This is a genomic window from Streptomyces bugieae (assembly GCF_036352915.1).
Lineage (GTDB): Bacteria > Actinomycetota > Actinomycetes > Streptomycetales > Streptomycetaceae > Streptomyces > Streptomyces endophytica.
Map to the genome: position 1 here is coordinate 78,495 of NZ_JAZBJP010000032.1, position 21,630 is coordinate 100,124.

Genomic DNA, 21,630 nt, shown 5'->3' on the forward strand with positions numbered 1-21,630 from the left:
CGGTCACGCTAATGGTGATCTGGGTCACTCCGGGATGTCGGAAGCGGCGATTCCGGTGATTTTTGGGGGAGTTGACACCCCGTCTTCACCCGTACGAGCGGATCGATCATGCCCGGCCGCGGTCGCCCCCTCCGGGGAGCCGGCCCGGGCACGGCTCAGCCCTCGTCGAGGCCGCGCTCTATCGCGTACCGCACCAGCTCGACGCGGTTGTGCAACTGCAGCTTGCCGAGGGTGTTCTGGACGTGGTTCTGCACCGTGCGGTGCGAGATGACCAGCCGCTCGGCGATCTGCTTGTACGAGAGGCCCTTGGCGACCAGGCGCAGCACCTCGGTCTCCCGCTCCGTCAGCCGCGGGGCGCCCGGCTCGTCCGCGGTCGCCGGGGCCGGCTCCGTGGCCAGCCGGCGGTACTCGCCGAGGACCAGGCCCGCGAGGCCCGGGGTGAAGACCGCGTCCCCGGCGGCCGTGCGCCGCACCGCGTCCAGCAGCTCCTCGGTGCTCGCCGACTTCAGCAGATAGCCGGTCGCACCGGACTTGACCGCCTCCAGCACATCGGCGTGCTCACCGCTCGCCGACAGCACCAGCACCCGCAGCGCCGGATTGGCGCCGACCAGCTCCTTGCAGACCCGTACGCCGGGCAGGCCCGGCAGATTGAGGTCCAGCACCAGTACGTCGGGCGAGGCGGCCTGCGCGCGGCGGACCGCCTGGAGGCCGTCACCGGCCGTCGCCACGACCTCGAACCCGGCCTCGGCCAGGTCCCGCGCGACCGCGTCGCGCCACATCGGGTGGTCGTCGACCACCATCACCTTCAGGCCCGTCTGCTCCGTCATGCCCGGGTCTTCCCCCGCCTTCCGCCCTCGGGCGCCGCGCCCTTGGGGACCGTCAACTCCACTTCCGTGCCCTGGCCGGGGACCGAGACCCATTCCGCGGTGCCGCCGAGGTCCCGCAGCCGGCCGCGGATCGACAGGGCCACCCCCAGGCGGCCCTCGCGCTCGGCGTCCGCGAGGCGGCCCTCGGGGATGCCCGGGCCGTCGTCGCGGACCGTCACGATCACCGCGTGCGGTTCGTCCTCCACCAGGATCCATGCCTGGGCGCCGTCCCCCGCATGGACCCGCACATTGTCCAACGCGGCACTGACAGCGGCCGCGAGCTCCGCCGCCGCGGCGGCCGGCAGCTCGACCGGGGCGCCCGGCTCGGAGAAGGTCACCCCGGCCCCCGCGTACGGCGCGAGCAGCGCCCGGACGTCACAGGGCCCGCCGGCGGCCGGCGGCGGGGGCGGCACGGGCACCGCGGCCGGCGTCGGCGCCGGGGCCGGGGCGGCGGGCCGCGACACCGGGCCGCCGGAGACCAGGGTGCGCAGCGCGACCTCCTGCTCGCCGGCCATCCGGCCCAGCTCCGCCGCCTCGCCGCCGATCGCGGCACCGCGCCGCTGCACCATCGCCAGGACCTGCAGCACGCTGTCGTGGATGTCGCGGGCCAGCCGCTCCCGTTCGCGGGTGGCGGCCTCGACCTGCAGGGCCCGGGCGAGGGTGCGCTCACTGGCCCGGGCGACCTCGACGACGTAACCGATGCCGACGCTGGCCACCCACACCAGGATCACGTTGTGGATGGTGTCGCGGGCCAGCACCTCGCGTTCGACGAGGTTGGCGGCCGCCACCACGCTGGAGGCCACCGCGGCCCAGCGCCAGCCGCCCTTGATCGCGAAGCCGAGGACGGCGCCGGCCGCCCAGATGGAGGGCAGCGTGGGCGAGCCGCCCATGATGCGCGCGTGGCTGTCGACCAGCGTCGTGAGCAGGATGCCGCCCACCGCGAAGCTCAGGTCGCCGACGAGGAACCGGCGGGTGCAGCGCTCCGGCGAGGTCGTCCGCCGCCAGGTCAGCGCCATCCAGAGGGTGAGCGCGCCCATGTAGGCGGCGGCGCCCAGCGGGTGTTCGTACTTGCGGTACGACATCGCCACCAGGACCAGGACGTAGAGGAGGGTGAGGATCCGGTAGCCGGTGAGCGCACGCCACAGCGGCAGCTCGACGGACATCCGCAGCACCCTCGGGGGGCGCTTGCCGTGGCGCCGGGCGGCGGCCATGCCGCCGGTCACCGTCCGTATGTCCGCATCCGTCATTGCCGGCCCCCACCCCTCACCGGACGCACCCGCGACCGGCCTCGGCCCTGCCCGTCTTTGTCGGCCTATTCGGCGGCGGCCTTCTTGGCCTGCTCCGCCTCGGCCTTCTTCTTCGCCTCCGCGGCCTTCGCCGCGTCCGCGATCTGCCGCTTGGCGGCGGTCGCGTAGATGTCCACGTACTCCTGGCCGGAGAGCTTCATGATCTCGTACATGACCTGGTCGGTGACCGACCGCAGGATGAAGCGGTCGCCCTCCATGCCCTGGTAGCGGGTGAAGTCCAGCGGCTTGCCGATGCGGATCCCCGGCCGGATCATCTTCGGCACGACCTTGCCCGGAGGCTGCACCTTCTCGGTGTCGATCATCGCCACGGGGATGACCGGCGCGCCGGTGGCCAGCGCCACCCGGGCCAGGCCACCCGGCTTGCCGCGGTAGAGCCGGCCGTCCGGGGAGCGGGTGCCCTCCGGGTAGATGCCGAACAGCTCACCGCGCTTGAGGACCTCTATGCCGCTCTTGATCGCCGCCTCGCCCGCGCCGCGGGCGCCCGAGCGGTCCACCGGCAGCTGGCCCACGCCCTTGAAGAACGCGGCGGTCAGCTTGCCCTTGACGCCCGGGGAGGTGAAGTACTCCGACTTCGCGATGAAGGTGACCTTGCGGTCGAGCACCGCGGGCAGGAAGAACGAGTCCGAGAAGGACAGGTGGTTGCTCGCGAGGATCGCCGGACCCTCGGCGGGAACGTTCTCGATGCCTTCCACCCAGGGCCTGAAGGCAAGCTTCAGCGACCCGCCGAGGGAAAACTTCATTGCGCCGTAGATCAACCGACTGCCTCCTGTGTGTGACGCAAAGACCTTAACCTGCCCGGGTGGCACGCTCGTCCCGGCCGGGCGTTCAAGGGCTCCGGCAGCTGGTGCACGCCCGCTTGCGGGACGCCTGTGGGGCCCGCGGGCGCCGTCGGGCGGAGATGAGGGAGTACCGGCGGACCGGCCGGGCCGCACGCGCCGTCGGACCTATCCGCCCGCCGTCACTTTGCGTACCCTGAGGTAACTCGCCAGGTCCCCTCATCGAACGGAGTCCCCCGGTGCCGCTCCTTCCCGGAGCCGAGCCGTTCCGCCGCGACGGCGGAGAGGTCGGCGTCCTTGTGTGCCACGGCTTCACCGGCTCCCCCCAGTCCCTGCGCCCCTGGGCCGAACATCTGGCCGACCGGGGGCTGACCGTCTCCCTTCCGCTGCTGCCCGGTCACGGCACCCGCTGGCAGGACCTGCAGATCACGACCTGGCAGGACTGGTACGCCGAGGTCGACCGCGAACTGCGGGCGCTGACCGAGCGCTGCTCCCAGGTCTTCGTCTGCGGCCTGTCGATGGGCGGCGCGCTGGCACTCCGGCTGGCCGCCAAACACGGCGCCGCGGTCAGCGGGGTGGTCGTGGTCAACCCGGCCAACAAGGTCCATGATGCCGCGGCGCCGCTGCTTCCGGTGCTGCGCCATCTCGTCCGCACGACCAAGGGCGTGTCCAACGACATCGCCAAGCCCGGCGCCGAGGAGCTGGCCTACACCCGGGTGCCGCTGCACGCCGCGTACTCCCTGCGCCGGTTCTTCCAGCAGGTGGACTCCGAACTCCCGGCCGTCACCCAGCCGTTGCTGGTGATGACCAGCCCGCAGGACCACATCGTCCCGCCGGTGGATTCCGAGCGGATCCTCGCCCGGGTCTCCTCGACGGACGTCCGGCAGACCCTGCTGGAGCGCAGCTACCACGTCGCCCCGCTCGACCACGACGCGGAGAAGATCTTCGAGGACACCTTCGCCTTCATCTCCCGGCTGGCCCCGCAAGCGGGGGCGGACGCCGTGGACGCGGCCCCGGAGGGGACGGCGGCCAGTGGCGGAGCGTAGCCCCCGCGACCCCCGGGACCCGCTCGACGAGGAAGCCGCCTGGGCGGAGATCGTCGCGGGCTACGGCGAGCAGCCGTCGTTCCCGGCGGACGACGACGCGCCCGCCAAGGGGCCCGACGAGGGCGGCGGGGCCAAGGACCACAAGGGCGGGCCCGGGGACCCGGGGAAGGCCGGCACCGACCGCCCGGGCAGCTTCGTGGTCTACGCACCGGGCGTCGGCCCGCGGGACTGGGCCGCCGCCGAACCGTCCGACGACGACTTCGACGAGACCGACGAGGGCCACTTCACCCCACCCGAGCCGCCGCCGCTGCCGAAGGCCGACGTCACCAGCAAGTTCGCCTGGATCGCGGTGCTCGGCGGCCCGCTGCTGCTGATCGCCCTGGTGATCTTCCAGCAGCCGGTGACGTGGTGGAGCACGGTCCTGGGCATCGGCGGCTTCCTCGGCGGCTTCGCCACGCTCGTGGCCCGGATGAAGCACGACGACGAGGACGACGACCAGCTGCCGGGCGGCGGCGCGGTGGTCTGAGTCAGTCCCCGGCCGGCACCCGCAGCGCGGCCAGCACCGGCAGGTGATCCGAGGCCGCCAGCAGGTCGGCCTCGCGTACGCCGGGGAGCCCGTGCGGCACCCCGCAACCCAGCACCTCGACGCCGTCCGTGGTGAGGACGGCGTCGATGCGCTGCACCGGCTCGTGGGGCGTGGAGGTGAACTCCCCGCCCCACGGCTCGGCCGCCCAGGCGTCCGTGAGCCGGTCCGCCAGCCGCCGGAAGCTGCGGCCCTCCGGCCGGTCGTTGAGATCCCCGCCGACGACCGCGTGCCGTGTGCCGAGGGCGGCCAGCCGCTCCAGCAGCAGCCCGGCCTGCTCGTACCGCTCCCGGTCGGCGAGGCTGAGGTGAGCGCTGACGACGCCGAGCCGGGCCCCGCCGATCCGCACCACGGCGGTGGCGAGACCGCGCTGGTGCAGGCCGGGGGTGCGGGGCAGCAGGACGTCCTCGGTGCGTTCCACGTGGGCGCGGAGCGTGGAGAGGATCATCGGGCCCGCGGTCGTCCCGCCGCCGGTGACATAGACCAGGCCGGCCGAGCGGGCCAGCCGCTCGGCGGCCTTGCGCCAGCGGAAGAACCGCGGCGCCTCCTGGATCAGCACGAGATCGGGGGCGCAGGCCCGGATGACCCTGGCCAGCGCCGCCCGGTCGTCGCGCATCGAGCGGATGTTGTAGCTGAGCACGCGGACCCGTACGGCGTCCTCCTCGGTGCCGGACGCCGGGAGTCCGGGGTGCTCGGCCACCACCGCGGGTCAGCCCTGGCGCGCCAGGTCGGCCGCGCCGACCAGTCCGGCCTTGCCGCCGAGCTGGGCGGCGAGGACCTGGGCGTGCGGCCGGTACTGGTTGCCGACCAGCCAGCGGCGGAACGACTTGCGGATCGGTTCGAGGACCAGTTCGCCCTCGTCCGAGACCCCGCCGCCGACGATGAAGGCCGACGGGTCGAACAGCGAGGCCAGGTCGGCGAGGCCGGCACCGGCCCAGCGGGCCAGTTCGCGGAACGAGTCGATGGCGACCTTGTCACCCTGACGGGCGGCGGCGCTGATGTGCTTGCCCTGGATGCCGTCGGGGGTGCCGTCGCCGAGCGAGAGCAGCACCGTGGCGTTCTCGGGGGTGGCGAAGGCGCGCTGCTTGGCATAGCGCAGCAGGGCGCGGCCGGAGGCGTACTGCTCCCAGCAGCCCTGGCTGCCGCAGCCGCACAGCAGGCCGTCCGGCACGACCCGGATGTGGCCGAACTCCGCGGCGACGCCGAAGCGGCCGCGGCGCAGCTTGTTGCCGATGATGATGCCGCCGCCGAGGCCCGTGCCGAGCGTGATGCAGATGACGTCGCTGTGGCCCTGGCCGGCACCGAAGCGGTACTCGCCCCAGGCGGCGGCGTTGGCGTCGTTCTCGACGACGACGGGGAGGCCGACGCGCTGTTCGACCTTGTCCTTGAGCGGTTCGTGGCGCCAGTCGATGTTCGGTGCGAACAGGACCGTGGCGCGCTTCTCGTCGACGTAGCCCGCGGCCCCGATCCCCACCGCCTCGATGTGGTGCCCGGCACCTACCGTGCGGACCGCGTCCGCGATGGCCTCGGTCAGGGCATCGGTGGCCTGCGGGGTCGGTACCTTGCACGTCTCAAGGATCGAACCCTCTTCGTCGACCACGCCGGCCGCGATCTTCGTGCCGCCGATGTCGACGCCGATGGTGAGTCCCATGTGTCCCTCAGTTTTTCGCTCGAACCCCGCCGGGACCCACCGTACCGGAGCCCGGGTCAGTCGAGATCGATTCGCTCGGTGCCGGTGGGACCGTCGTCGTCCCGCGGGTCGTCGGCGCGGCCGGTGGCGGGCCGGTCGGTGACGTCGTCGCGGGTCCAGCGGCGCTCGCTGCGCTCGACGGCGGAGCGGTAGGCGGCGACGATTTCGGAGCCGGCCGCGGCGAGGTGGTCGAAGACGTCGGGGTTGCGCTCGATGACCGGTTCGACGGCGGCCCGGGCCTGCTTGAAGAGCTGGCTCACGGCGCTCTGCGCGGCCAGCCCGCCGAGCGCGCCGGGCAGCTGGATGCCGGCGAGCTTGTCGGTGACCGCCTCGGCGAGCTTGCGCAGTTCCTCGGCGGCGCTGCCCGGCTGGGGGCCGTACTCGGTCCGGCGGCGGGCCTTCTCCGCGGCGAGGTCCTCGGCGCAGGCGGCCTCCCAGGCGTCGGCGTCGGGCCCGGCCGCGCGGTCGGCTGGGCGCTCGGTGGCATCGCTCATGATGAACTCCGTGGACTGCTGCGGCGGGGCGGTACGGCGAGTCGGGACGGGCGCACGCGGGGGCGGGCTCCTGGCCCACCCCCGACGTTACCCGAACGGTGGTACCGCGTTCAGTCGCTCTTGGGCCACAGGTCGGGATCCGGGGTGAAGCGGATCTCCAGTACGCCGTCGCGGAGGCCGGCGCCCGAGACGGAGCAGCGGCGCAGCGCGGAGGGCAGGGTGCGGATCCGGCGGAAGCGGCCGACCGTCACCACGATTTCGTCGCCGCGCCGCACCAGGCCGAGGCCCCGGCGCTCGGCACCGGGCAGCGGCACCCGCCAGACCAGGATGCCGTCGGTGGCGAGCCGGTCCTCGACGGTCCAGGGGTCGCGGCGGTCCGCCGCCGCGGGGGCCGGGATGCCGATCCCGCCGTCCGGTCCGCCGATCAACTCGTCGAGCTCCGCGACGCCCTGGGGGTCGCGGCCGAGGTGCGGCACCTCGTGGACGGGGACGTCGGGGAACTCCTCGCGGAGCGCCTTGAGGGCGGTCTGCTGGCTGCCGGAGAGCGCGGCGAGGAAGGGGTCGGCGGAGCCGGTGGGCAGCAGCCGGTTGACGACCACGCCGTCGGTGCGGCGGCCGTGCAGGGCCAGGCCGGCGCGGATGGAGCGCAGGTTGGCGGCGGCGACCGGGCCGGCCTCGGTGACCAGGCGGACGGAGGTGCCGGGGTCGTCGATCGCCTGCTGGACGGCGGCGAGTTCGGTCTCCCAGCGGCCGGCGGCGTCGTACAGCTTCTGCGCCGGCATCGGGACGCCGGCGAGCTGGGCGAGGACCGGGCGCAGCGCGCGGGCGGCCTGGCGCTCGGGCGGCAGCAGCCGGCGGAGGTAGCGGCGGACCTGGGCGGGGAGCGCCAGCAGCCGGATCGTTTCGGCCGCCGAGGGCATGTCGACGACGACCAGGTCCCAGTCGTCCGAGGCGTGTTCGGTGCGCAGCGCCTGGAGCAGGGCGAAGTCCTCGGCGCCGGGGAGTTCGGTCAGTTCGTCCTCGTCGAGGGGCGCGGCGCCCAGCAGGTCGAGGGCGGCACCGGCGCGCTCCTGGAAGGCGAGGAATTCCCGGCGGAAGCGGTCGCCGGGGTCGATGCGCCGGGCGTGCAGACCGGGCGCTATCGCGGTGGGCCGCTCGGCGCCGAGGGGGGTGCCCAGCACCGTTTCGCAGGCGCCGCTCTCGGTGGTGAGCAGCAGGGCCCGGGCGCCTTGCCGGGCGCCGGCCAGGGCGGTCGCGGCGGCGAGCGTGGTGCGGCCCGCGCCGCCGGGGCCGGTGACGAGGACGGTGCGCACGCTCAGAGCTTCTTGGCCTCGTCGGTGGGCGCGGCCTCGTCGGCGGGCGCCGGGTCGGCGTCGGGGCGGCTCTCGACCCGCCGCTTCAGCCCTTCCAGGGCGCGCTCGATGATGACCTTCTCGGCCTTGCGCTTGATCATGCCGAGCATCGGGATCTTGACGTCGACGGTGAGCTGGTACGTGACCTCGGTGGCGGCGCCGCCCTTCAGCGCGGCGAGGCGGTAGGAACCGTCCAGGGCGCGCAGCATCTGGGACTTGACCAGGGACCAGCCGACCTCGTCGGCGCCGGTCCAGGTGTAGGCGAGGGTGTGGTCGTCCTTGATCGCGCCGGCGTCGAGCAGCAGGCGGACCTCCACCGCGCGGCCCTGGTCGTCCGTGGCGAGCACCTCCGCCTCCTTGACCTCTCCGGTCCACTCCGGGTAGCGGTCAAAGTCGGCGATCACTCCCATCACTTCGGCGGGCGCCGCCTCGATCGTGATGCTAGAGCTGGTGTGTTCGGCCATCGCCGTGACTCCTCCATGCCGATTCATGCCGGTCCGCCGACGCTCACGCGGTGTCCGCAAGGTGCTGTCTCTGCTGCTGAAGGCTACCGCGCGGGGAAACGGGAGCGGACGCAGCCGGCCGCCGCCGGGCTCACCAGGTCAGGACATAGGGCGTACCGGTCGCATTGAAATGGCCGACATTGACGCATTCGGTGCGGCCGATGCGCATCCGGCGGGCCAGCGGCTGGTGGACGTGGCCGAAGAGGGAGTAGCGGGGGCGGGTGGTGCGGATGGCGTCCAGCAGCGCGCCGCTGCCGCGCTCGAAGCGGCGGGCGACGGTGTCGTAGCAGAGCTCGGGGACGTCCGGCGGGATGTGGGTGCACAGCACGTCGACCTCGCCCACCGCCTCGATCTTGGCGGCGAACTCCTCGTCGCTGATCTCGAACGGCGTCCGCATGGGGGTGGTCAGTCCACCGCCGACGAAGCCGAAGACCCGGCCGCCGATCTCCACCCGCTGTCCGTCAAGGACGGTGGTGCCGGGTCCGGCGTATTCGGGCCACAGTCGCGGCATGTCGACGTTGCCGTAGGTGGCGTACGTGGGGGTCGGGAAGGCCGCGAAGAGTTCGGCGTACTGCTTGCGGACCGCGCCCTCGATGACCGCCTCGCGGCTGCGGCCCGACGCGTCGAGTTCGGCCCAGAGCCGGCGGCCCAGCTCGCGGGCCTCCTCGAAGCGGCGGGCGGTGCGCAGTTCGACGAGGGCGTCGGCGTGCGCGACGCCGAAGAGGTCGGGGAAGATGCCGCGCGAATGGTCGGCGTAATCCAGGAAGAGCACCAGGTCGCCGAGGCAGACCAGGGCATCGGCACCGTCCCCGGCCACCGCCAGGTCCCGGCTGTTGCCGTGTACGTCACTGACCACATGCACGCGCATGGCGTCACCCTAGATCGCCCGCGGAGCGAGGGGGAGGGACCCCCACCGGTTCACCGGGCGGCGGTTACTTTCGGGTCACCGACCCGCTGGTCTAGTCTGCGCGGAACAGTCCCCATGGCGTGTCCGCAAGCGTGTGACGCATCAAACATCTGGTCGCGACCCCCTATCCCAAAAGCAATACCGGTGGGTAACGTCCGGGCAGTCCAATCCCCCAGCATGATCATGGACCGCCGCCGGTGTGCACACAGCGTCGTGGCGCCGGCGCTTTTGAGGAGCAGCAGTCTTGCGCGAGTTCAGCCTTCCGGCCCTGTACGAGGTCCCCGCGGACGGCAATCTGACGGATCTCATCCGCCGAAATGCCGCGCAGCACCCGGATGTTGCCGTCATGGGGCGCAAGGTGAACGGTGTGTGGCAGGACGTCACCGCCGCCACCTTCCTCGCCGAGGTCCGTGCCGCCGCCAAGGGCCTGATGGCTTCCGGCATCCGGCCCGGCGACCGGGTGGGGCTGATGTCGCGCACCCGTTACGAGTGGACGCTGCTGGACTTCGCCATCTGGAGCGCCGGCGCGATCACCGTGCCCGTGTACGAGACCAGTTCCGCCGAGCAGATCCAGTGGATCCTCGGCGACTCGGGTGCGGTGGCCTGTCTGGTGGAGACGCCCGGCCACGAGGCGACCGTCGAATCGGTCCGCGACCGGCTGCCCGAGCTGGAGAACATCTGGCAGATCGAGCGGGACGCGATCGCCCGCCTGCGGGCCGCCGGCGCCGGGCTCACCGACGACGAGGTGGACGCCCGCAGCGCCCTCGCCGACGCGGACGCGCCCGCCACCATCGTCTACACCTCCGGGACCACCGGCCGCCCCAAGGGCTGTGTGCTCAGCCACCGCAGCTTCTTCGCCGAGTGCGGCAACGTCGTCGAGCGGCTGCGCCCGCTCTTCCGCACCGGTGACTCCTCGGTCCTGCTCTTCCTGCCCATCGCCCACGTCTTCGGGCGCCTGGTGCAGGTCGCCTCCGTGATGGCCCCGATCAAGCTGGGCCACGCCCCCGACATCAAGAACCTCACCGAGGACCTCGCGTCCTTCCGGCCGACGCTGGTCCTGGGCGTGCCCCGGGTCTTCGAGAAGGTCTACAACTCGGCGCGGGCCAAGGCGCAGGCCGACGGCAAGGGCAAGATCTTCGACAAGGCGGCGGACACCGCGATCGCGTACAGCCGGGCGCTGGACACCCCCGACGGCCCGCCGCTCGGCCTGAAGCTCAAGTACAAGGTCTTCGACCGGCTGGTCTACGGCAAGCTGCGCGCCGTGCTCGGCGGCCGGGCCACCCACGCGATCTCCGGCGGCGCGCCGCTCGGCGACCGGCTGGGCCACTTCTACCGCGGCATCGGCTTCACCGCCCTGGAGGGCTACGGCCTGACGGAGTCGTGCGCGGCCACCGCGTTCAACCCCTGGGACCGCCAGAAGATCGGCACCGTCGGCCAGCCGCTGCCCGGCTCGGTGGTCCGGATCGCCGACGACGGCGAGGTCCTGCTGCACGGTGAGCACCTCTTCACCGAGTACTGGAACAACCCCACGGCCACCGAAGAGGCGCTGTCCGACGGCTGGTTCCACACCGGCGACCTCGGCACCCTCGACGAGGACGGCTATCTGGCCATCACCGGCCGCAAGAAGGAAATCCTGGTCACCGCGGGCGGCAAGAACGTCGCGCCGGCCGTCATCGAGGACCGCATCCGGGCGCACGCCCTGATCGCCGAGTGCATGGTCGTCGGCGACGGCCGCCCGTTCATCGGCGCGCTGGTCACCCTCGACGAGGAGTTCCTGCCGCGCTGGGCCGAGGAGCACGGCCACCCGGCCGGCAGCACCCCGGCCGAGCTGGCCGGCGACCCGGAGCTGCTCGCCGCGGTCCAGCGGGCCGTCGACGACGGGAACGCGGCCGTCTCGCAGGCCGAGTCGGTGCGCAAGTTCCGCATCCTGCCGACCCAGTTCACCGAGGAGTCGGGCCACGTCACGCCGTCGCTGAAGCTGAAGCGGAACGTGGTCGCCAAGGACTTCGCGGAGGAGATCGAGGCGATCTACCGGGGATGACGAGATCCCTGAGGATCATGGCCGGAATCCGCCGCCGGGGCTGTGTGCCCCGGCGGCGGTTCGCGTAGCGGCGCCCCTGCGGCCCCGGCTACAGCAGTTCCTTGAGCCGTTCCGCGAGCAGGTCCCAGCGCCACTTCTCCTCCACCCAGGCGCGCCCGCGCTCGCCCATGGTGCGGCGCAGGGCGGGGTGCGTCAGGAGGGTGACCAGGCGTTCGGCGGTGGGGGTCGGGGAGCCGCCGGGGACCACCCAGCCGGTCTCGCCGTCCAGCACCGCGTCCGGCGCACCGCCGGAGTCGCCCGCCACCACGGGCAGCCCGGTGGCCGAGGCCTCCAGGTAGACGATGCCCAGCCCCTCGACGTCGAGGCCGCCGCGGCGGGTGCGGCAGGGCATCGCGAAGACGTCACCGGCGCCGAAGTGGGCCGGCAGCTCCTCCCACGGCACCGCACCGGTGAAGCGCACGGATTCCGCCACGCCCTTGTCCCGTGCCAGCGCGCGCAGGTCCTTCTCGTACGGGCCGCCGCCGACGATCAGCAGGACGGCGTCCGGGACGGCGGCGAGGACCGCCGGCATCGCCTCGATGAGCGTGTCCTGGCCCTTGCGGGGCACCAGACGGGAGACGCAGACCACGACCGGGCGGTCGGCCAGGCCGAGCCGGGCGCGCACCGCGTCGCCGCCCGAGCCGGGGTGGAAGGTCTTCTCGTCGACGCCGGGCGGGAGTTGGACCATCCGGGAGGCGGCCGCCGGGGTCAGCGCGGCGGCGATCCGGGAGCGGGTGTACTCGCCGAGGTAGGTGAGGGTGTCGGTGCCCTCACCGATCCGCCGCAGCAGCTGCCGGGCGGCCGGCAGCTGCGCCCAGCCCGCCTCGTGGCCGTGTGTGGTCGCCACGATCCGCCGCGCGCCGGCCTCGCGGAGCGCGGGCGCCATCAGGCCGAGCGGTGCCGCGGCACCGAACCAGACGGAGGAACAGCCGTGTTCGCGCAGCAGGCCGACGGCCCGCCGGGTCACCCTCGGGGTGGGCAGCAGCATCGTCGTACGGTCCCGGACCACCGGGAACGGCTGGTCGGCGTCGAACGCGGCGGTGGCCGCGATCCCCTCCGCGCTCCGCTTCCAGGTCGAGGCGTAGACGACCACCTGGGTGGGGTCCAGCCGCAGCGCCATGCTGTGCAGGAAGGCCTGGATGCCGCCGGGCCGGGGCGGGAAGTCGTTCGTGACGATCAGGGTCTTGTGCACGAGGCCCGAGGCTACCCGCCGACCGGCGCACGGTGGCCGGGAGGCCCGCCACGCCCGTACCGCGGCGCCGCCCCGTGACCGGCCGCCGACGGCATGATGCAGAGGACGGCGGACAGGCGGAGGTGGCGATGGACGGCGCCGGCGGGGCGCTCGGGAGATGGCTCGCGGTCGCGGCCTGGGCGGTGACCCGGGCCGTGCTGCTGCTCTGCGTGCTGAAGGTGCTGGTGCTGCCGGGGCCGGACGTCACCACCGACGTCTCGGTGATCTACCACGGCTGGGCCGAGGTGCTGAGGACCGGCGCCTTCCCGCTGGACGACGTGACCTGGCAGTACCCGCCGGCCGCCGCGCTGGCGGTGCTCTCCCCCGGCCTGCTGCCGTTCCTCGGCTACGCCCCGGCGTTCTTCGTGCTGGTCCTGCTCGCGGACGCGGCGACGCTGGCGCTGTTCCTGCGGGCCGGGCGACGGCCCGGCCACCGGGCGGCCGGGGCCTGGGTGTGGATCGCGGGCGTCGCCCTGCTCGGCCCGACCGGGTACGCCCGCTACGACCTGATGGTCACCGCGGTCGCGGTCGCGGCGCTGCTCACGGCCGCCCGCCGGCCCCGGGTGGCGGGCGCGCTGATCGCGTTCGGGACGCTGCTGAAGGTGTGGCCGGCGCTGCTGCTGACCGGGGAGGCGCTGCGCGGCCGCCGGGCGCGGGTCCTGTGGCGCAGCACGGCCGGCACCGTGGCGGGACTCACCCTGCTCTCCGTGACCGCCGCACCGGGCGCCCTGGCGTTCCTGACCTTCCAGCGCGACCGCGGTACGGAGGTCGAGTCGCTCGGCGGGCTGGTCTTCCACCTCGCCCGCCATTACGGCTGGGACGGCCAGGTGCTGCTGCACTACGGCTCGGTGGAGTTCCTCGGGCCCGGCGTCCCGCTCGTCAGCACCCTCGCCGTCATGCTGAGCGGGGCGGCGCTGGGCTGGCTGGTGCTGTGGCGGACGCGGGCCCGCCGGTTCACCCGGGCGACGCCCGCCGACGCGGCCTTCACCGCCACCCTGCTGTTCACCACCACCAGCCGGGTGATCAGCCCGCAGTACCTGCTGTGGCTGGTGGGACTGGCCGCGGTGTGCCTGGCCGTACGCGGCACCCGGCAGACACCGGCGGCGGTGCTGGTGCTGCTCGCCACCGGCGTCACACTGCTGGAGTTCCCGGTCCACTTCGCCGACGTCGTGGCGAGCGCCCCGTGGGGCGTCGCGCTGCTGGCGGTGCGCAACGGGCTGCTGGTCGCCGCGTCGCTGCTGGCCTGCCGCCGGCTGTGGACCGCCACCGGCGCCGGCCGGCGGGGCACCGGACGCGGCGGCTCCGGCCTGCGCCGGGCACCCGCGCCGCGCACCGTCACCGCCCCAGCAGCCGCTTCACATAAGCCCGCCACTGCCGGGTGAACTCCCCCAGCCCGACGCCCAGTTGGGTCCGCAGGGCCCGGTCGGTGAGCTCGGTGCGGCCGGCCGCCGGGCGGTGGCCGGCACCGGCGGCCGGGGGCCCCGGACGGGCCGAGGCGGGGCCGGCGGTGGCCACCTCGATCGGCGCGTCCCCGGTCGCCGCGGAGGTGCGCGGCGCGCTCCGGCCCGCCGCCTTGTAGAACGCCAGCAGCTTGGCCTCGCCCCACTTCTCGGCGATCATCCGGCAGGCCAGCCAGCTGCCCTCGTACGCCGTCGCCAGCCGGTCGGCGCCGGCCCGGAAGCCGAAGTCGGCGTCGGTCGGGAGCCGGCCGGGCGGTGTGCCGGCCCGCACCGCGCGGGTCAGCTCGGGCGCGGCGGTGGCGGGCTTGCGGTGCACCCCGCGGTAGGCGACCCAGTCGGCGAAGCCCTCGGACAACCACAGCGGGGTGCTCGCCGTGGTGACCGTACGGGTGGCGACATGGGTGGTCTCGTGGGTGAGGACGACCTTGCGCCCCAGGTCGTTGAGCTCCTCGTAGGCGTCGGGGTTGACGATCACCCGGTCCGCCGGCGCGTTGGTGGTGACGCCCGCCTCGCCGGTGGTGACCGCCGCGATACCGGTGTAGCCGGACGGGTCGTCGCTGCCCATCAGCTGCGCCATCCGCTCGACCGAGTCCGGCGCCTCCACCACGACCTTCTCGGACCACGTGCCCTTCCAGGCGTCGGAGACCGCGGGCACCGCCCGGTCCACCCGGCGCGCCAGGTCCCGCAGCCGCGCCGAATGGGAGGCGCCGCCCAGCACCAGGCTGTGCCGGCCGCGGACCACCCGTACCGGCCCCTGGTCCCACAGCTGGCGGTTGCCGCTGCGGCCGGCCGGTGCGCCGTCGCGGTCCGAGGAGATCAGCCAGCGGCCGTCCCGCTCGGTAAGGGTGAGGTACTGGACGGCGTTGACCGGCGCGGTGTCGTAGCCCTTGAGCCGGTAGCGCAGCCGGACCTTGGCGGCCAGCCGCTCACCGCCTTCGCCGGGCGGCAGCGGGAAGGCGTCGGTGGCGTCGAGGTCGTAGTGCCAGTCGGTCACCGGGACGCCGGAGAGGTTGCCGAAGACGGCGTGCTGGCGGTCGCGGAAGGCGGTGGCCCGCGGGTCCACGGCGGCCAGGAAGCCGGCCTCGTCGCGCTGCTCGACGGCGTGCGCCCGGCTGTCGAGCATCCGCTGGACGTCCGGGAAGCGGGCCGACAACGAGGGCCCGGGGGCGCAGCCGACCAGCGGGGCGAGCAGGGCGAGGCCGCTCAGGGCGGCGCAGGCCGCCGCCCCGGCCCGTACCGGCCGTTTCGCCCGCTGGTCCGACATGCGGACGATCGTAGAGCGGGCCCGGCCGGGGCAAAAACGCAGGAAGCGGCGCTCAGGGCCGGGTGACCGCCGAGATCGGCATCATCCCGACCGGGTCGTAGCGCACCCGGGCGCCGGGATAGGGCGCGTGCACGACCTGGCCGTGGCCGACGTACATCCCGACGTGGCTGGCGTCCGAGCGGTAGATGACCAGGTCCCCGGGCCGGATCCGGCCGAGCGGCACCCGGTGTCCGGCGCCGCGCTGGGCCTGTGACGTACGGGGCAATGAGACGCCGGCCCGGCGGTAGGCCCATTGGGTGAGTCCGGAGCAGTCGAAGGCGCCGGGGCCGGCGCTCCCCCAGGCGTACGGGGAGCCGACCGCGGCGCGTACCGCGGCGACGGCCGCGGCGGCCCGTCCGGAGGACGGCACCGACCCGGCCGGGTCGGGCACCGCCCCGGCACGCCCCTCGCTGCGGGCGGACCGCTCCCAGGCCTCCCGGTCCGCCCGCGGCAGCGCGTTCAGCAGCCGCTGGGCGGTGGCGAGCTTGTGCTGGACGTCCTTCTTGTGGCGGGCGACCTGCTCGCGGCTCGCCTCCAGCTCGGCGAGCTTGGCGGCGGTCTCCCGGCGCTGCTGTTCCAGGGAGCGCTGGGCGGCCCGCAGTTCGTGCAGCCGGCCGGCCTGGTGCCGGCCGAGCCGGTCCAGCGCGGAGGCCTTCTCCAGGTAGCTGTCGGGGCGCTCGGAGAGCATCAGCTTCAGGGCCGGGTCCATGCCGCCGGCGCGGTACTGGGCGGCGGCCAGCGCGCCGAGCCGGCCGCGCATCCGGTTGACCCGCTCCTGGGCGCGGGCGGTGCGGTCCTGGAGGTCGGCCACCTCGGCACGCAGCTTCCTGGTCCGGGCGTCCGCGCCGTCGTACTTCTCGGTGGCCCGCTCCGCCTGCTCGTAGAGGACGTCGACCCGGGCGGTGGCCGCGCCCCGGCCGGCGGCCGGACGGGCGGCGGGGTCGGCGGACGCCGGCGGTGCCGACAGCGCGGCGGCCGCGGTCGCCAGAGCGGCCGACAGAACGGTGACCCCGGCGAGGGTGGCCGGGCCGTGCTGCGGGATACGGCGGTGGGACGCCACGGGAGCCGCACTCCTTCCCCTGTGCAGCCCCTGCCGCCCCGGGAGGGCGGTCGGTGACCGGATGCTGCGAGGGCAGACAGTAACGGCGCCGGTCCACACCGGCCAAAGACCCCATTTCGTACGCAAAAAGCCGCCCCGCCGGTGACTGTGCAGGTCACCGGCGGGGCGGCGGGTCAGCCGTGGAGGCCGCAATTCGCCCGTTCGGGCGGCAGGTTGAGAGGGTTGTGAGGCTTTTCAGACCCGTTCACCGGCGCATTGGTCACACCGGTGAACAGCGGCCCCGTGCGTGCTCAGACCCGCACGCCGAACTGGAACGGCATGTTGTTGATCGACTCGTAGCGCACCGAAGCACCGGGCTTCGGGGCGTGCAGCACCGTGCCGTTGCCGGCGTAGAGGCCGATGTGGTGCAGGTCGCCGTAGAAGAGCACCAGGTCGCCGGGCTTGAGGGCGCTCTCCGAGGCGATCCGGGTACCGGCGTTGGCCTGCTGCTGCGAGGTGCGCGGCAGCGACTGGCCGGCCTGCGCGTAGGCCCAGGAGGTCAGACCGGAGCAGTCGAAGGACGACGGGCCGGTGGCGCCCCAGACGTAGGGCGAACCTATCTTGGACTGGGCGGCGGCGAGGGCGGCCGCACCGCGCTGCGAAGCCGGCACGTCGTCACCGAGGTTGACCCGCTCGTTGCTGCGGTTGGCGCGGTCCTCCTTGGCCTGCATGGCCGCCCGCTCCTTGGCGGTCATGGAGTTGAGCAGCGCCTGCGCCTTGGCGAGCTTGCCCTTGATCTCGTCCTTCTTGTCGCCGAGCGCCTTACGGGTGTCGGCGAGGTCCTTGATCTTGGCCGCGGCCTCGGCGCGCTCCTGGGCGAGCTGGCGCTGCTTCTCCGCGATGACCTTGAGCTGCTCGGCCTGCTTGCCGCTCAACTGGTCGAGGGTGGCGGCCTTTTCGAGGTAACTGTCCGGATCGCCGGAGAGGAACAGCTGGACCGAGGGGTCGATGGACCCGCTGCGGTACTGGCCGGAGGCGACCGCACCCACGCTCTTGCGGAGCTGGTTCAGATCTCCCTGCCCACGGGCGACCTTGTCCTGGAGGTCGTCGACCTCCTTCTGGAGCTTGTCCTGCTGCTCCTTGACACCGTCGTACTTCTCGGTGGCCTGCTCCGCCTCGTTGTAGAGCTTGTCGACCTCGGACTTGACGTCCTTCTTCGACTGGTGGGGGTCGGCCTGGGCGACCTGGGACGACAGGGCGACGGCCGCCGCGGCGGTGGCGGTGAGCACGGTGACGCGAGTACGGCTCGGCTGCTTGGGTCGACGGTGGGACGCCACGGGGGCGAGCTCCTTCTTCCTCCAGCCGCCTACCGGGTGGGGGGGTGGTGAAACCCCGGCTCCGCGGGAACGCTGCGGACTCGGCGGTACCTTCACTGTTCATCCCGGGTGGATGATCACCTTAATGAAGGCTCGGGCCCTGACCTTAGTAACCGAGCTGTGATCGCTTCAAATCCTCAGGGGAAAAAACTGCGCCACCAGCCCCATCCTTTACCAACATCACACAGGCAGTGAGCGCCAATTGACGCTCAGATACGGAGCGGTCGGGCAGGTCAAGCGAATTACTTCCGGCCGGAAAGCATGCCCGGCCCGGCGTCACGTACGGGCAAGTCGCTTGAGCAGCAAGGCCGATGCGACCGGGCGGGCGCCGGCCTTGGCCACGCCGTCCGCCACTTCGCGGTCCGTGGAGACCACCACGACCGGTCGGCCGGGCGGTTCGGCCCGTACCAGCTGACGAATCAACTCATCGGCCGTTACGCCCGGTTTGCTGAAAAGGACCCGTACGCCCCGAGGTGGCGCGAGCAGCACCGGCGCCGCCAGCTCCGCACCGTCGAAGACACAGGTCATCTCCGCACCGGTCTGCGCCGCCAGCACCGCGAGCCCGCCCAGCAGCCGCAGCCGCTGCTTGTCGAGCGGCATGGTCGGATAGCCGGTTTTGGTGACGTTGTAGCCGTCCACCACCAAATGCGCCTGGGGCAGCGCCAGAAGCTGGTCCAGCAAGGCGGGGTCCATCTCGGACAGCGCACGCGTCGCGATGTCCTTCGGCGTCATCCGGCCCGGCGCGACCGCCTCGACGGTGTCGGCCGGATGGACGCTGGCGGGCGGCAGGGCCAGCTCGCGGCGCAGCCCCTGGGCGGCGTCCAGCACCGTGTCCAGCAGCAGCCGCAGCCGCATGTCCTCGACGCTGCGCCCCTCGCGGGCGGCCCGCCGGCTGGTCTCCAGTGCGGCCTCGGCCTCGGCGATCCGGGCCTTGAGCCGGCGCAGCTCGCTGTCCGCCGCGGTCTTCTCCGTCGCCGCCCGGTCCCGCGCGTCGAGCAGCGCGGCCTCGGCCTTGCGGACCGCCGCCTCCCCGCGCTTGACGTCGCTGAGCGCGCTGCGCAGCTTGCGGCGCAGCGACTCGTTCTCCCGGCGGGCGGCCTCCAGATCGCCCCGGATCCGCTCGGTCTCCGTACGGGCCTCGCCGCGCGCCTGGGCCAGTTCCTCGCGCAGCCGGGCCAGCTCCCGCTCGGCCTCCGCACCGGCCCGCTCGTCGCGCGCCCGCTGCGCCTCCTCGCCGGCCGCCGCGACCAGCTTCACCCAGCCGTCCGGGCGCAGCACATAGGCGGCCGCGGCGACGTCGAGCGGATCGGCGGCGGCCGGCGGGGTGCCGCTCTCCAGCGCCTCGGCCAGCTCCGGCTGGGCCTCGCGCAGCTTCCCCGCGATCCGCTGCCGGAAGACCGCGTCGCTCTCCAGCGCCGCGGCCATCGCGTTCCCGGCGAACTTCGCCCGGCGAGTCGGGGTGAACCGGGCGTACTGCCGCAGCGGGGGCGGGAGTTCGGCGACGGTCAGCGCGCCGAACGACTCCGCGGTGAGCGCCACGACACGGCGCCGTACGCCCTCGGGCAGCGGTCGGTCGAGCACCTCGTCCGCCGCACCCTCGGGTACGTCATGACGCTCGGCCCCCGGCTCCCCTTCTGGACGGTCCACCACGGCTGCATCGCTCCGATCTCAGGCGCTCGCGCCCGGCCGGTCCACCAATTCGATCTGGTCGACCGCGTTGCACCAGCGGCAGCGCACGGACTCGATGCTCTCACTGAGGACCTCGCGCTCCTCCACCTTGGGCTCGCCGGCCAGATCCAGGTGGATGTACTCCACGACCTTGGCCTGGCGGGTCACATCGAAACGGGTGAGGTTGCCGCACAGCGTGCAGCGCCACCGGGTTTCGGCCGTCGGCAGGGGAACAGCCATCGTGTCGTCCTCTTTCGTGCTCGTCGGTCGTGCTGCTGCTGCGCCGTTCACGCGGTGCGCCGTCGGACTGCGGAAGTACGCAAAGTACTGCCTGCAACCCTACGGCCTGATGGGGGGCGGGTGCGGCCCTGCCCGGGAGCCGGGACGCGGCGAGGCACTCTGTCCCGATTGCCCGCATTACGCCATGATCACTTCATGACGGCGCCGGCTCCCCCACCCCGTTCTCCCCGCTCTTCTCGTCCTTCCCTTCCCCGGCTCTTCTTCCGTACGCCGCGCTCCTCCGGCCCGCTCCCCCGCCCACGCCATCCGGTCCGGTCCCTGGCCGCGGTGTGCTCCCGGCTGACGAACGTGCTGATCGCCCTGTGCTGTGCGGTCTTCGTGCTCGGCCCCGCCTCGGGCCTGAACCGGACGTACGGCACCGGCGACGCGCTGCTGCGGGCCCAGACCGCGTACTTCGAGCGGTGGGGCGTGATTCCCGTGGAGCTGTGGAGCGGTTCCCTGCGGGCGCTGATCACCCCGCTCTCCGCGCTGTTCGTGCATGGCAGCTGGCTGCATCTGCTCGGCAACATGCTGTTTCTCTACGTCTTCGGCGGAATGGCCGAGGCGCGGATGGGCCGGCTGCCGTTCGCCGCCTTCTACCTCATCATCGGCTACCTCGCGCTGCTCGGCTACGCGGCCGCGCACGCCGCCTCGGGCCAGACGCTGGTGGGCGCCTCCGGCTCGATCGCCGGCATCCTCGGCGCCTTCCTGTACCTCTTCCCCCGGGCCCGGGTCACCAGCGTCTTCCCCTTCCTCTTCTTCCTCCCGCTGCGCTTCCCCGCCTGGGTCGTCCTGCTGTTCTGGTTCTTCCTCCAATGGCAGGCCGCCCAGGACGACCCCAACGGCCCCGGCGTCGCGTACCTCGCCCATGTGATCGGCTTCGCCCTGGGCTTCCTCTACGCATGGCTGCGCTACCGGAGGGATAGTGTGGGGTCCACCAGCGGGAACGTCCGGGCGAATGAGGGAGAGAGCCAGCCGTGATCACGTCGATCGTGCTCATCAAGACCAGCGTGGACCAGATCCCGGAGATCGCCGAGAAGATCGCCGCGCTGGAAGGCGTCAGCGAGGTCTACTCCATCACCGGCGCGCACGACCTGATCGCGATGGTCCGCGTCGCCAAGCACGACGACCTCGCGGACGTCATCCCCGGCCGCATCAGCAAGATCCCCGGCGTCGCCTCCACGGAGACGCACATCGCCTTCCGCACGTACTCGCAGCATGACCTTGAGGCCGCGTTCGCGATCGGGCTTGACGCCTAGCGCTGCGCTTGGCCTCGCCCCCACGTACCTGGCTTTCCCGCCGCGGGGCACTGCGCTTTGCGGCGCCCCGCACGTAGCCGGCTGTCCCGCCGCGGGTCGTCTCGCCGTTGCGCCTGGCGGCGGGCGTTGGTTTGTCGGGTGCGGTGCCGGCCCTCCAGACTTCGTCCTCCGGTCCAGCCCCTCCCGTGAGTGGGAGTTACTGAGCTGGTTGGGGGCGGGCGTAATCCGTTGCCTGCGCGCACGTCGGCATTACCTGCACCCCCACCGGCCTCAACTTCCCCCCAACGGGAGGGGACGGGCCGGAGGGGCCGGTTGTGTGGACGTAAAGCGTCAGCAGTCCACACAACCGGCCCCGGAGGCCCGTCACCGCACCCAACACAACCCAGCCCGCCGCCGGCGCAACGGCGAGAC

General features: G+C 73.2%; 21 protein-coding genes. 6 read left to right on the top strand and 15 right to left on the bottom strand.

The annotated features are described in order from the left end of the window. Window positions 1-155: 155 nt before the first annotated feature. The 3 genes from V2J85_RS32690 to V2J85_RS32700 form a co-directional block, all read right to left on the bottom strand. A complete protein-coding gene (locus V2J85_RS32690; protein ID WP_261951978.1) occupies window positions 156-827 on the bottom strand; it encodes a response regulator in 672 nt (223 codons plus the stop codon). Continuing rightward, the gene (gene macS, locus V2J85_RS32695; RefSeq protein WP_410011158.1) at window positions 824-2,113 is read right to left on the bottom strand and encodes a MacS family sensor histidine kinase; all 1,290 of its coding nucleotides are present in this window, start codon (window positions 2,111-2,113) and stop codon (window positions 824-826) included. Before macS ends, V2J85_RS32690 begins: the two co-directional genes overlap by 4 nt. 65 nt (window positions 2,114-2,178) lie before the next feature. After that, on the bottom strand, window positions 2,179-2,913 hold the full coding sequence (locus V2J85_RS32700; RefSeq protein WP_261957161.1) for a lysophospholipid acyltransferase family protein: 735 nt from the start codon (window positions 2,911-2,913) through the stop codon (window positions 2,179-2,181). A gap of 275 nt (window positions 2,914-3,188) precedes the next feature. On the opposite strand from V2J85_RS32700, the gene V2J85_RS32705 reads away from it, so the two are divergent. Together V2J85_RS32705 and V2J85_RS32710 are read left to right on the top strand one after the other, a co-directional pair. After that, window positions 3,189-3,995, top strand: coding sequence for an alpha/beta hydrolase (locus V2J85_RS32705; protein ID WP_261951977.1), 807 nt, complete (start codon window positions 3,189-3,191; stop codon window positions 3,993-3,995). Next, the gene (locus V2J85_RS32710) at window positions 3,982-4,521 is read left to right on the top strand and encodes a hypothetical protein (protein ID WP_261951976.1); all 540 of its coding nucleotides are present in this window, start codon (window positions 3,982-3,984) and stop codon (window positions 4,519-4,521) included. Before V2J85_RS32705 ends, V2J85_RS32710 begins: the two co-directional genes overlap by 14 nt. A 1-nt stretch (window position 4,522) precedes the next feature. Here V2J85_RS32710 and V2J85_RS32715 read toward each other — a convergent pair whose 3' ends face one another. The 6 genes from V2J85_RS32715 to V2J85_RS32740 all read right to left on the bottom strand — a co-directional run bounded on the left by V2J85_RS32715 (window position 4,523) and on the right by V2J85_RS32740 (window position 9,485). Next, a complete protein-coding gene (locus V2J85_RS32715) occupies window positions 4,523-5,278 on the bottom strand; it encodes an endonuclease/exonuclease/phosphatase family protein (protein WP_261951975.1) in 756 nt (251 codons plus the stop codon). Window positions 5,279-5,287: 9 nt separating this feature from the next. After that, window positions 5,288-6,229 (bottom strand): ROK family glucokinase, encoded by a 942-nt coding sequence (locus V2J85_RS32720; RefSeq protein WP_261951974.1) that lies wholly within the window; start codon window positions 6,227-6,229, stop codon window positions 5,288-5,290. 56 nt (window positions 6,230-6,285) lie between these two features. Then, window positions 6,286-6,762, bottom strand: coding sequence for a DUF5304 domain-containing protein (locus tag V2J85_RS32725; protein WP_330823610.1), 477 nt, complete (start codon window positions 6,760-6,762; stop codon window positions 6,286-6,288). A 110-nt stretch (window positions 6,763-6,872) separates the two neighbouring features. Next, complete coding sequence (locus V2J85_RS32730; RefSeq protein ID WP_261951972.1) at window positions 6,873-8,075, bottom strand: ArsA family ATPase; 1,203 nt, start codon at window positions 8,073-8,075, stop codon at window positions 6,873-6,875. A 2-nt stretch (window positions 8,076-8,077) separates the two neighbouring features. Next, window positions 8,078-8,578, bottom strand: coding sequence for an SRPBCC family protein (locus tag V2J85_RS32735; protein ID WP_261951971.1), 501 nt, complete (start codon window positions 8,576-8,578; stop codon window positions 8,078-8,080). A gap of 130 nt (window positions 8,579-8,708) precedes the next feature. Beyond that, on the bottom strand, window positions 8,709-9,485 hold the full coding sequence (locus V2J85_RS32740) for a metallophosphoesterase family protein (RefSeq protein WP_261951970.1): 777 nt from the start codon (window positions 9,483-9,485) through the stop codon (window positions 8,709-8,711). Window positions 9,486-9,768: 283 nt separating this feature from the next. On the opposite strand from V2J85_RS32740, the gene V2J85_RS32745 reads away from it, so the two are divergent. Continuing rightward, complete coding sequence (locus tag V2J85_RS32745) at window positions 9,769-11,565, top strand: AMP-dependent synthetase/ligase (protein ID WP_261951969.1); 1,797 nt, start codon at window positions 9,769-9,771, stop codon at window positions 11,563-11,565. A gap of 88 nt (window positions 11,566-11,653) precedes the next feature. Here the strand turns inward: V2J85_RS32745 and V2J85_RS32750 are convergent, their stop codons facing one another. After that, on the bottom strand, window positions 11,654-12,796 hold the full coding sequence (locus V2J85_RS32750) for a glycosyltransferase family 4 protein (protein WP_261951968.1): 1,143 nt from the start codon (window positions 12,794-12,796) through the stop codon (window positions 11,654-11,656). A gap of 128 nt (window positions 12,797-12,924) precedes the next feature. Here V2J85_RS32750 and V2J85_RS32755 point away from each other — a divergent pair, with 128 nt between their 5' ends. Continuing rightward, window positions 12,925-14,217, top strand: a complete 1,293-nt coding sequence (locus V2J85_RS32755; protein WP_330823611.1) for a glycosyltransferase 87 family protein — start codon at window positions 12,925-12,927, stop codon at window positions 14,215-14,217. Here the strand turns inward: V2J85_RS32755 and V2J85_RS32760 are convergent. From V2J85_RS32760 to V2J85_RS32780, 5 genes are all read right to left on the bottom strand, one after another. Continuing rightward, window positions 14,171-15,559: a hypothetical protein gene (locus V2J85_RS32760; RefSeq protein WP_330823612.1), complete on the bottom strand. Its 1,389-nt coding sequence runs from the start codon at window positions 15,557-15,559 to the stop codon at window positions 14,171-14,173. The genes V2J85_RS32755 and V2J85_RS32760 overlap by 47 nt on opposite strands. Window positions 15,560-15,611: 52 nt before the next feature. Further along, the gene (locus V2J85_RS32765; RefSeq protein WP_330823613.1) at window positions 15,612-16,658 is read right to left on the bottom strand and encodes a C40 family peptidase; all 1,047 of its coding nucleotides are present in this window, start codon (window positions 16,656-16,658) and stop codon (window positions 15,612-15,614) included. A 290-nt stretch (window positions 16,659-16,948) separates the two neighbouring features. Next, on the bottom strand, window positions 16,949-17,974 hold the full coding sequence (locus V2J85_RS32770) for a C40 family peptidase (protein ID WP_261951964.1): 1,026 nt from the start codon (window positions 17,972-17,974) through the stop codon (window positions 16,949-16,951). Between the two features lie 315 nt (window positions 17,975-18,289). Beyond that, the gene (locus tag V2J85_RS32775) at window positions 18,290-19,663 is read right to left on the bottom strand and encodes an NYN domain-containing protein (RefSeq protein WP_261951963.1); all 1,374 of its coding nucleotides are present in this window, start codon (window positions 19,661-19,663) and stop codon (window positions 18,290-18,292) included. Between the two features lie 18 nt (window positions 19,664-19,681). After that, on the bottom strand, window positions 19,682-19,921 hold the full coding sequence (locus V2J85_RS32780; RefSeq protein ID WP_261951962.1) for a hypothetical protein: 240 nt from the start codon (window positions 19,919-19,921) through the stop codon (window positions 19,682-19,684). 339 nt (window positions 19,922-20,260) lie between these two features. Here V2J85_RS32780 and V2J85_RS32785 point away from each other — a divergent pair, with 339 nt between their 5' ends. Both V2J85_RS32785 and V2J85_RS32790 read left to right on the top strand, forming a co-directional pair. Next, the gene (locus V2J85_RS32785; protein WP_261957160.1) at window positions 20,261-20,941 is read left to right on the top strand and encodes a rhomboid family intramembrane serine protease; all 681 of its coding nucleotides are present in this window, start codon (window positions 20,261-20,263) and stop codon (window positions 20,939-20,941) included. Beyond that, entirely contained in the window at window positions 20,938-21,219 is a 282-nt protein-coding gene (locus V2J85_RS32790) for an Lrp/AsnC family transcriptional regulator (protein WP_330823614.1), read from the top strand. Before V2J85_RS32785 ends, V2J85_RS32790 begins: the two co-directional genes overlap by 4 nt. Window positions 21,220-21,630 lie beyond the last annotated feature (411 nt).